This window comes from Mycobacterium sp. TH-M82, from assembly GCF_057473605.1.
On the sequence record NZ_JBYCKY010000743.1, the window covers coordinates 1 to 9257 of the forward strand.

8 protein-coding genes and 1 pseudogene are annotated in these 9257 nt (G+C 66.7%); 6 read left to right on the top strand and 3 right to left on the bottom strand.

Going from position 1 to position 9257, the window contains the following annotated elements; all coding sequences use genetic code 11:
* The coding region (locus AC2VON_RS22170; RefSeq protein ID WP_486954794.1) for a cytochrome P450 at positions 1–605 on the top strand (605 nt) is incomplete at its 5' end.
* A 65-nt stretch (positions 606–670) separates the two neighbouring features.
* Positions 671–1447: a phthiotriol/phenolphthiotriol dimycocerosates methyltransferase gene (locus tag AC2VON_RS22175; protein ID WP_486954799.1), complete on the top strand. Its 777-nt coding sequence runs from the start codon at positions 671–673 to the stop codon at positions 1445–1447.
* Between the two features lie 6 nt (positions 1448–1453).
* Here AC2VON_RS22175 and AC2VON_RS22180 read toward each other — a convergent pair whose 3' ends face one another.
* Positions 1454–2941, bottom strand: coding sequence for a flavin-containing monooxygenase (locus AC2VON_RS22180; protein ID WP_486954795.1), 1488 nt, complete (start codon positions 2939–2941; stop codon positions 1454–1456).
* A 257-nt stretch (positions 2942–3198) separates the two neighbouring features.
* Here AC2VON_RS22180 and AC2VON_RS22185 point away from each other — a divergent pair, with 257 nt between their 5' ends.
* From AC2VON_RS22185 to AC2VON_RS22195, 3 genes are all read left to right on the top strand, one after another.
* On the top strand, positions 3199–4275 hold the full coding sequence (locus AC2VON_RS22185; protein WP_486954800.1) for an AurF N-oxygenase family protein: 1077 nt from the start codon (positions 3199–3201) through the stop codon (positions 4273–4275).
* 112 nt (positions 4276–4387) lie between these two features.
* Positions 4388–5179, top strand: coding sequence for a phthiotriol/phenolphthiotriol dimycocerosates methyltransferase (locus AC2VON_RS22190; protein WP_486954801.1), 792 nt, complete (start codon positions 4388–4390; stop codon positions 5177–5179).
* A 32-nt stretch (positions 5180–5211) separates the two neighbouring features.
* Positions 5212–6513: a cytochrome P450 gene (locus AC2VON_RS22195; protein ID WP_486954796.1), complete on the top strand. Its 1302-nt coding sequence runs from the start codon at positions 5212–5214 to the stop codon at positions 6511–6513.
* A gap of 10 nt (positions 6514–6523) precedes the next feature.
* Here AC2VON_RS22195 and AC2VON_RS22200 read toward each other — a convergent pair whose 3' ends face one another.
* Positions 6524–7309, bottom strand: a complete 786-nt coding sequence (locus AC2VON_RS22200) for an alpha/beta hydrolase (RefSeq protein ID WP_486954797.1) — start codon at positions 7307–7309, stop codon at positions 6524–6526.
* 22 nt (positions 7310–7331) lie between these two features.
* Here AC2VON_RS22200 and AC2VON_RS22205 point away from each other — a divergent pair, with 22 nt between their 5' ends.
* Positions 7332–8162 (top strand): SDR family NAD(P)-dependent oxidoreductase, encoded by an 831-nt coding sequence (locus AC2VON_RS22205; RefSeq protein ID WP_486954798.1) that lies wholly within the window; start codon positions 7332–7334, stop codon positions 8160–8162.
* On the opposite strand, the pseudogene AC2VON_RS22210 reads toward AC2VON_RS22205, so the two are convergent.
* A pseudogene (locus AC2VON_RS22210) lies at positions 8159–9257 on the bottom strand (hypothetical protein); the annotation flags it as partial. The gene AC2VON_RS22205 and the pseudogene AC2VON_RS22210 sit on opposite strands and share 4 nt — an antisense overlap.

Genomic DNA, 9257 nt, shown 5'->3' on the forward strand with positions numbered 1-9257 from the left:
ACGAGCTGCTGACCTTCGTCTCCGCCGGCCATGAGACGACCGCAAACCAATTGGCCTGGATCGTGGAACGGCTGCGCCGGCATCCGCAGGTGCTGAAACGGCTTACCGACGAGGTGGATGCCGGCGGGTCCGATCTCCGTCAGGCGACGATCTACGAAGCACAGCGAACCCGGCCCAGCATCGAGGCGTCGTTTCGCCGCGTGAAGAAGCGAATCCGCCTGGGCGACTGGGTGCTGCCGGCCGGCACCAACGTGACGGTTAATTTCCAGCTGGCGCACGAGTCGCAGGAGAATTTCCCGGACGCGGACTCGTTCAACCCGGACCGCTTCCTCGACAGCGGCCCGAAGCCGTTCCGGTGGATGCCGTTCGGGGGCGGTGTGCACCGCTGCCCCGGCGCGGCGTTCGCGAACATGGAGATGGACGTCGTCCTGCGCATGCTGCTGCGCGAATTCCGGTTCGAGCCGACCGATGCCCCGGGGGAACGGCGCCGCTACCGCGGTGTGGCGATCACCCCGTCCCGTGGCGCCCGCGCGGTGGTCTACCGGCGAGCGACCGCGGAACCGGGCAGTCGTGACTCGGTCGCGGCCGCCGACCACCGCAGCTGAACGCGGGGACCGTAGCTGGCATACTTCCCGGCATGCCCGCGCCCGGTACGAACCGCGTCTACGATATGGGCGTCAGGTTGTTCAAGGGCTTCACCAACAACTTCTGGTATCCGTTTCTGACCCGCCGGCTCGACACAGCGGATCTCGTTTTCCTCAACTACGGCTACGAGGAAGATCCACCGATGGGCCTGCCGCTGGCCGCGTCCGACGAACCCAACCGGTACTGCATCCAGCTCTACCACGCCGTGGCGGCCCAGGCCGATCTGCGCGGCAAGCGGGTGCTGGAGGTCAGTTGCGGCCACGGGGGCGGGGCCGCGTACCTCACCCGGACGCTGCGCCCGGCCTCCTACACCGGGCTGGACTTCAACCCGGACGGGATCGCCTTCTGCCGCAAGCGCCATGACCTGCCCGGGCTGGACTTCGTGCACGGCGATGCCGAAAACCTGCCGTTCGACGACGGAACTTTCGACGTGGTGATCAATGTCGAAGCCTCCCACGCCTATCCCCGACTTTCCCGTTTCCTCGCCGAGGCGGCGCGGGTGCTGCGCCCGGACGGGCACTTCCTCTATGCCGACTTTCGTGGTCGCGGCGAGTTCCCGGGCTGGGAGGCGGCGCTGAGCGGCGCCCCCATGCGGCAGCTTTCGCGGCGCGTCGTCAACGCGGACGTGGTGCGGTCACTGGACCGCAACGCGCAACGCTCTCTGGACCTGATCGGCCACCGGATACCGGTGTTCATGCGGCCCTGGGGACGCCGATTTGCCGGTGTGCCGGGAACCGGGCTCTACCGCGGCTTTGCCAGCGGGACCGCCGAGTACCGGATGTATTGCTTCCAAAAGCACTGAGCGGCGTCACGCCATCGCGTAGTCGCTCAGCGGGAACCGGTCTTGTTCTTTGACGGCGCTGCGCACCGACGTCGGCCGGAACAGCACTGCTTCCCCGGTGTGCTGGTTGAACCAGTACGAGTTCGAGTTCGCGCAGCTGCCGAGGTGAAACACCGAATCGTCGAGCAACCTGGTCATCCGCTCGAAGAAGCGCGCGTTGGCGTCTTCGGTAACCTCGAAGGTGCGAGCACCGCGCCGCTGCAGCTCACCGAAGAGCCGATTGATGTGGCGCATCTGGCACTCCACGGTGTTGAACCACGACAGCCCCACCCATGCGAAGGGACTGGCCATGTTCAAGAAGTTGGGAAACAGCGGCATCGAGATACCTTGGTAGGCCTGGAATCTCGTCTCACGCCACCACTTACCGAGATTGCGGCCGTCCCGGCCGATCACCTCGATGGCGGGCAGGTTCGCGTCCCAGACGTCGAATCCTGTTGCCAGCACCAAGGTGTCGGCAAGCCGCTTGATGCCGTCGCACGCCACGATGCCGTCGGGCTCGATCCGCTCGATACCGCTGGTTTCCAGGTGCACATGCGGTTTGGCGAACGCCGGGTAGTAGGTATTGGATATCGACGGCCTCTTGCAGCCGAAGTCGAAATCCGGGCCCAGCTCGCGCGACAGCTTGCGGTCGCGCAATAGCAGCAGCCGATGGATCCTCGACAGTTGCGCCGTGGCGCTGTTGACCAGCCTGAAGTTCCGGTACTTCCACATCGTGATGACCATCATGAATTCCAGGCTGACGTCGGTGTACCAGCGCACCATGCGCTGGGTCAGCGGCCAGCGGGCGAAGATCCGTTGCAGTGCGGGCGGGAACGGCGGGTCGATCTTGGGCAGCACCCAGATCGGCGTGCGTTGATAGACGGTCAGCTCGGCAGCTTGGTTGGCCAGTTCGGGAATCACCTGAATCCCGGTGGAACCCGTGCCGATCACCGCCACCCGGCGCCCCGCCGGCGAGTAGGCGTCATCCCAGGCCGCGGTGTGGATCATCGGCCCGGCGAAGGTGTCGATACCGGGGATGTCCGGGATGCGGGGCTGGGACAGGAAACCGGTCGCGGCGATCAGGAACTGGGCGCGGAGCGTCTCACCACCGGCCAGCGCCACCTGCCAGGCTCGGGCGTCGTCGTCCCAGCGGGCGCCTTCCACGCAGGTGTTGAACCGCATGTGGCGGCGCACGTCGTACTTGTCGGCGACGTGCTCGGCGTAGCGCTTGAGTTCACTGCCGGGCGCGTACATCCGGGACCAGTACGGGTTCGGCTCGAACCAGTAGGAAAACGTCGGCGACGGCTGGTCGACGGAGAGGCCCGGGTAGTGATTGACATGCCACGTCCCGCCCAGGTCGGCTTCGCGGTCGACGATCGCGATGTTGTCGTAGCCCAGGCGTTTGAGCGCGATCGCCGTGCCCATGCCACCGAAACCCGCGCCCACGACGACGGCGTCGAACCGCTGTCCGCCCATAACCACCACACGCTACCCTGCCCACTGACCTGCGGCATGAGAGCGGGGCCGCCTGCCCCGGTCGCTCACGACGAAGCCATAAAAATAAGATAAAGGTTTAGATTTTGTGGCGGTTCTGTGTATTGTACGTCTCTGAGCCGGTAGAGTGTCTTACCGCCGGTGTCTCACAGCCCGCAGACGTAAGTCCAGCAGGGAGGACTCTGATGTCAACCATCCTCGCGGTGAGTGCCTTGCTGCTGGTGGCCGGCCTGGGCTGGATGCTGCTGGCCATGCGGTGGAAGCGTGGCATGAACGTCAGTGACGACTCCCGGTACGCTGCGCACCTTGCCACGCTCTCCGAGGCGTCCGTGCGCCGCCACTTCAATGCCTACGTTGACGTCGACTGGGAAGCGCCCGAATTCGCGGTCACCACGGACGACCCGCGCTGGGTGTTGCCGTCAACCGATGCGCTCGGACGTCATCCGTGGTACCAGGCACAACCGCTGGACAGACAGATCGCGATGGGGAGGTGGCGGCACGCCAACATGGCCAAGGTCGCCATACACTTCGAGGACATTCTGGTCCGCGGTCTGATGCACTACGCGTTCTGGTTACCCAACGGGTCGCCGGAATTTCGCTACTGCGTGCACGAGTCGATCGAGGAGTGCAACCACACCCTGATGTTCCAGGAGATGATCAACCGGATCGGGGTCGACGTGCCGGGCATGGCGCGCTGGCTGCGCTGGCTGTCGCCGATGGTCCCGCAGTGGGCGGGCCTGGTGCCGAACGCCTTCTTCTTCGCGGCGCTGGCCGTCGAGGTGCCCGTCGACTACGAGCATACGGAGGTGCTGCGCGCGGACGCGCCTGCACATCCGGCCGTCAAGAAGGTGATCGCGATCCACGTCGCCGAGGAGGCACGCCACATCGCGTTCGGGGACGAAATCCTGCGCAGACGTGTCCCGCGGGTGTGGTGGACCAGCCGGTTCGTGCTGTCGCTGTTCGTGCCGATCATCATGGCGGTGCTGGGCCGCACCATGGTGGTACCGCCGGGCAAGTTCTTCCGCGAGTTCGGCATACCGCGCTCGGTGCGCAGAAGCATCTTCGGTGCGCCCGACGCGCGGCAGGCGATGCGTGACGCATTCGCCGACATCCGGACGCTCTGCGGCGAGGTGGGACTGATGAATCCGGTGGCACGGTTGGTGTGGCGCATCTGCAGGATCGACGGTCACCCGTCGCGGTATCGCCACGAACCACAGCGCGCACACCTCGGCGACGATCACCGCCCTGACACCAGGCTCCCGCACGGAGATTCAGCCGCGCCGGCCGAGAAGGAGAACGCCGGCACTCTGACCTAGAGCGCTGACGGGCGCTGAGGGCCGCCAAGGGGTGTCAGGGCCGCTGTGCCATACTTCCGGGGTGGTTCGTAGCCCCAAAAAGTCCGAGACCCTCGACAGGGTCGGCGTCGGCCTGGTCTATCGCGTCGGGTCCACCGCGACCTACAAGAAGATCTTCCGGCACTGGTATCCGATGATGACCCGGCGGCTCGGGCAGAAGGCCGACGTCGTCTTCCTGAACTGGGGCTACGAGGAAGACCCGCCGATGGGCCTGCCGCTTGACGAGTCCGACGAGGCGAACCGTTACTCCGTTCAGCTCTACCACCAGACCGCGAGCCAGGTCGACCTGGGCGGCAAGAAGGTGCTGGAGGTCAGCTGCGGCCACGGCGGCGGTGCATCGTATCTGGTACGCACGTTGGCGCCAGCCTGCTACACCGGCTTGGACTTCAACGCCGCCGGCATCGAATTCTGCCGACAGCGGCACCAGCTACCGGGGCTGGACTTCGTACACGGCGACGCCGAGGCTCTGCCCTTCGACGACGGGTCCTTCGACGCGGTGGTCAACGTCGAGGCCTCGCACATCTACCCTCACTTCGAGCGATTCCTGCACGAAGCGACGCGGGTGCTGCGGCCCGGCGGGCACTTCCTCTACGCCGATTTCCGCAACCGTGACGGTTTCGGCGCCTGGGAGGCGGCGCTGGCGGGCTCGGGCATGCGGATCGTCGCCGAGCGGGTCATCAACGAGCAGGTGCTGCGCGGGCTGCGGAAGAACTCGCCGCGGTCCAACGAGCTGATCAACCGCTTCTTGCCGGCCTTCGCACGCCGCTTCGGCCGGGAGTTCGCCGTGGTGGACGGCTCCTGGTTCTATCGTGACCTGGAGCGCGGCGAAATCGACTACCGGATGTACTGCCTGACCAAGGATTAAGCGCTCCAGCTGTCACCAGGGAGTTGGTCCGCATGACACTTGCCAGCACGTTCCGGTTCCGGGCCAGCCTGCTGAAGATCAGCGCAGCAGGCTTGACCGGGGTCGCCCGGGACCGGGCTGGCGCGCACCTTTTCCGGCTGACCGGCCGAGAAACCGCCCCGGTCACCGACTTCGACCCGTTCTCGGCGGCGGCGATGCGTGACCCCTACCCGGGCTACCGCACCCTGCTGACCGGGCCGAACGTCTGGTACAACCGCAAGCGCGGCATCTGGATCATTCCCGGCTACGACGACGTCTGGCAGGCGCTGCGTGACGACGAGGCGCTGTCGTCGGCGCAGAGCCAGGCCCGGTTCCGCGTTCATCTGCCGACGATGAACTCCACCGATCCGCCGGCGCACACCCGGCTGCGCAAGTTCGTCTCGCGGGCGTTCACCCCGCGGGCGATGACAGCGTGGCAGGCGGCGATCAACGAGGTCGCCGACAAACTCGTCGACGACATGCTGGCGCGCGGCAGAACCGATGTGGTGACCGACCTGGCCAAGCCGCTGCCGAACCGGCTGATCGCGATGATGCTGGGCATACCGGCGCCAGACCACGCCCGCTTCCTGGAGTGGTCCGACGCGGCGGTCGAGGGCGCCTTCGCGCCGTTGACCCTGCGCGGGCTGGCGCTGACGATGCGGTCGGGCCGCGCCACCATGGCCATGCACCGCAACCTGGACCCGCTGATCACCCAGCGCCGCCGGGCACCCGGTGACGACCTGATCTCGATGATGGCCGGCCAGGAAGGCGACGACGCGCTCTCCGATGCCGAGGTGTTCTGGAGCGCGTCGATGCTGGTCGGCGCCGGCAGCGAGACGACGGCGAACCTGCTGTCGGGGCTGTTCCTGACGCTGGCGCAGCAACCGGAGGTCTACGCCCGGTTGCGGGAGAACCCCGAGCTGATTCCAGCCGCGGTCGACGAGCAACTGCGCCTGGTCTCACCCGTGCAGGGTTTCTACCGAACGGCCAGTCGCGACTACACCGTCGGCGCCAACACCATCCCCGCCGGCGCGCGGGTGCTGCTGCTGTTCGCCGCGGCGAACCGCGACCCGCGCCACTACGCCGACCCCGATACGTTCGACCTGGACCGCAAATCCTCCGACCATGTCGCCTTCGGCGGCGGCGTGCACTACTGCCTCGGCACGCACCTGAGCCGCATGGAAGTGGGTCGTGTTCTAATGCGACTACTTCCGCGGGTCGACGCCATTCGCCTCGACGGCGACTACCACTACTTACCCAACCCGACGATGCGTGGCCTGGCGCGCTTGCCGGTCAAGTTCAACCTCACCGACTGACGGTTGCGCCCTACAGCCCGCGGGCGCAAAGCCAGGTGTGGATGCGTTCGGCGACGGTGGCCCACCCCGGCTCCAGCATCATGTTGTGCCCCATGTCGGGGAAGAACTCCGCCTCGGTGCGGTAGGCGCGCGCCGTCGCCAGAACTTCCCTGCGCGTGTGCGCGCCGTCGTCGGCGGCGCCCAGCACCAGCAGCGGCGCCCTCACCCGCTTCGGCCTGGGCAGCCGCAGCAGTGCGCAGTCGATGCCGATGCGCGCACTGTCCTCCTGCAGCCGTGCCGCGTAGGCCAGCACGTCGGATTCCGGCGTGTGCGCGCAGAAGAACCGCTCCCGGGCCAGACGCGGCGTGGCGATGTACGGCAACGCCTTGCCGGTGATCGCCATTTTGGCGAAATGCCAAGGGTGCCGCCGCATCCAGCGCACCGCGGACCCGAGATTTCCCTGCGGCGGCATGGACGTCAGCAGTACACCGGCGGGTGCGTCGTGCGACTCCAGGTACTTCTGCACGATGAGGCCGCCCATGGAGTGACCGATGACCACCGGCGGCGTGGGCAACGTGCCCGCGACCGAGTGCACGTCGGTGATGTAGTCGCCAACCGAGCAGGCCCGCAGTGGCTTGTCGGCCAAGCTGTTGCCATGGCCGCGGAAGCTCATCGCCAGAGCGCGATAACCCTTGTCGGCGAAGAAAGACAGGAAATGCTCGTCCCAGCACCACGCCGCGTGCCAGGCTCCGTGCACGAACAGCAGCGGCACCGGGTGGGTGGCGGTGACGCTCCCCCGGTCGATCACCTCAAGCATCACAACTCGTTACGCTGGTTCGGTGACGACCCAGCCGATCGCCCTGGTCACCGGTGCGACGAGCGGTATCGGCGAGGCCACCGCGCACCGGCTGGCCGACCGGGGCTATCTGGTGTTCGCGGCCGGCCGCAATCCCGAGGCACTGCAGGCTCTGCGGTCGCGGGGGCTGCAGGCGCGCGTGCTGGATGTCACCGACGAGACGGCGACGGCCCGGCTCGTCGAGGAGATCCACACCAAGCACGGCGGGGTGGACGTGCTGGTCAACAGTGCCGGCTACCCGATGCCCCGCCCACTCGAGCAGGTGACGCTGAGCGATCTGCGCAAGCTGTTCGAGACGAATGTTGTTGCCACGCTGCATTTGTCGCAACTGGTGCTGCCCGGCATGCGGGCTCGCCGGGCGGGCACGATCGTCACGATCGGCAGCACCGGGGGACGGTTCACCAGTCCGGGTGCTGGGGCCTACCACATCGTCAAGTATGGCGTCGAGGCGCTTTCGTTGGCCCTGCGGGCCGAAGTGGCGCAATTCGGCGTCCGCGTCGTGCTGGTCGACCCTACCGGGGTACGCACCAAGTTCGTCACCTCCCAATTCGACACGGTGCACGACTACCCCGCCGACGACCCGTACCGCCGGTTCAAGCGCCGCTACGCCGAAACCACCCGCGGGCTGACCACGATGCCGGCCATGATGGTCGACGCCGACACGGTGGCCCGTACGGTCGTCCGGGTGATGCGGGCCAAAAACCCCAAGCCCCGCTACATCGTCGGGGTGTCCGGCAAGGCCACGGTGCTGGCCCGCACACTGCTGACCGACCGGATGTGGGAGCGGCTGCTGACCAGGGGCCTGCGCGGTTAAAAGCCCGCCAGCCACGCCGGATCGACAGCCTCGGCCGCTGCCGAGGATGCCAGCGGCCCGAGGTCGAACCATGATTCGACCTGGTGCAGCGCCGGCAGGAACTCTGCCAAACCGAAATCGCCGGTTCCGTGGTAGGGGACGTTGGGAATGTCGACGAGGGCGCCGTAGTCCGTCCAGAATTGGTGGAACGCCGGCGACAGGTCGTTGATCTCGGGCCACCAGGACGGACTCCAGGCGTTGGGTGGGCTCGGGTTGCCGAAGTCCCAGGGCCCTTGTTGCAGGATCCGGATGGAGGTCTCGATCTCCTGCTCGGTCGGCACGTTGGCCGTGCCGTCCTGCAGATGGGTCAGCCATGTGTCGATGATGGGATTGTTCGGCCAGAGGGCGCCGATGTCCTTGACGAGCGCCGGGTAGTTCAGCGATGCCGGCAGATAACTGCAGTCGAGCGGGCAGAACGGGCTTCCGGGAGTGACGGGATCAAAAGCCATGACCGTCGCCGCGGCGAGAGCTTGGAGATTCCTGCCCAGATCGGTGAGGCTGGGCAGCAGGACGCCGGTGCCCAGGACGCCGTCGTTGGAGGGCGGAGCTATCAGCTGGTTCCAGAAATTGTCCAGGGGCGCAAGTGGGTCGAGTTGGTAGGTGAGGCCGGCAAACGGCATGAGGTTCTGGCCGTCGACCTCGTGTGTGCCCTCGAAGGCGTCGCCGTACATGCTGAAGGCGGGGCCGCTGGGATCGGCGTAGCCCGGGTAGTCGGGCCCGAACGTGTAGCCGTTACCTCCGGTGATGTCGGAGAACGGCACCTTGAACCAGCTGGCGAGGATCGGGAGGTGTTCCTGGCCGGTCCAGATCAACACCGACCAGATCTCCTGGTCGATCCCCGTCATGCCGGTGATCGGGCTGGTCGGCACCATGGGCGTGCAGGAAAGCGCCGCGCACTCGGCGCTGACCGGGAGTTCGGCCGCCACCAGCCCCCACAGTTGCTGGCCGAAACCCGCGTTGAAATCGTAATGGGAGCTGTCCATTCCGGAGAGCGCCGGGTTGGGCAGCAAAAAGTTCACCACCGCCATGTAGTGCCCCGGGTCGCCGGGGTCTATT

Coding starts and splice junctions, on each gene's coding strand:
- AC2VON_RS22200 (WP_486954797.1), bottom strand. CDS start 7,309: ATGCTTGAGGTGATCGACCGGGGGAGCGTCACCGCCACCCACCCGGTG.
- AC2VON_RS22195 (WP_486954796.1), top strand. CDS start 5,212: ATGACACTTGCCAGCACGTTCCGGTTCCGGGCCAGCCTGCTGAAGATC.
- AC2VON_RS22185 (WP_486954800.1), top strand. CDS start 3,199: ATGCTGCTGGCCATGCGGTGGAAGCGTGGCATGAACGTCAGTGACGAC.
- AC2VON_RS22175 (WP_486954799.1), top strand. CDS start 671: ATGGGCGTCAGGTTGTTCAAGGGCTTCACCAACAACTTCTGGTATCCG.
- AC2VON_RS22180 (WP_486954795.1), bottom strand. CDS start 2,941: ATGGGCGGACAGCGGTTCGACGCCGTCGTCGTGGGCGCGGGTTTCGGT.